The organism is Neisseria sp. P0021.S007 (genome assembly GCF_051956855.1).
Window position 1 is genome coordinate 1 of sequence record NZ_JBQCXA010000576.1, and the last position, 671, is coordinate 671.

The 671-nt window shown below is 50.2% G+C and carries 2 protein-coding genes; one reads left to right on the plus strand and one right to left on the minus strand.

Annotated elements, in window-relative coordinates; all coding sequences use genetic code 11:
- Nucleotides 1-334, minus strand: a 334-nt coding sequence (locus tag ACTHUR_RS14710; protein ID WP_440399329.1) for a ferrochelatase, incomplete at its 3' end; no start/stop codon positions are given.
- Nucleotides 335-484: 150 nt separating this feature from the next.
- Between ACTHUR_RS14710 and ACTHUR_RS14715 the strand changes: the two genes are divergently transcribed.
- Nucleotides 485-671, plus strand: a 187-nt coding sequence (locus ACTHUR_RS14715; protein ID WP_440399331.1) for a 50S ribosomal protein L31, incomplete at its 3' end; no start/stop codon positions are given.

Below are 671 nucleotides of genomic sequence, written 5' to 3' on the forward strand. Positions count from 1 at the left end.
TGGCATAGCGGACGATGGTGTCGGGCATGGCTTGCGCGAGGGCGTCCGTTTGGCGTTGGGTGTAGACGGCAAGCGGAGAGCCTTGTTCAAACCAGATTTTGGCGTAAGCGTGCGCGCTTTTCTTTGGGCGCAGTGTCAGTACCAAGCCATGCAAAATCGGCTGCCAAATGAGTTTGGGCAGTTCGACGACGCGTTGGTCCGATAAAAATTCTCGAAGATACGGTTTGACGGCGGCTGCAGTCGGAGCATTGGGCGTGCCGAGATTGAGGAGGAGGACGCCTACACGGTTTTGCTGGGTATAGGACAGAGAGGGCTCGATGTGGAAAAGCGGCATAATGTGCCTTTTGATTGGGGTGGAAGCCTGTATTGTAACAATGTGAAGGCCGTCTGAATATGGTTTGCTTTCTCAGACGACCTTTTTTCGGGGTTGTATTTTAAGGATTATGATGTATAATGTTATACCATAACATCTATCGGAGGAATGATGAAAGCGAATATCCACCCTGAAAATTACCGTACTGTGCTTTTTTACGACAGTGGTGCCAATGAAGGCTGGCTGATCCGTTCTTGTGCGGATACACACGGCAAAACGATGGTTTGGACCGACGGCAAAGAATATCCTTTATTCTCATTGGATACCTCTTCTGCCTCGCATCCCGTCTATACGGGCG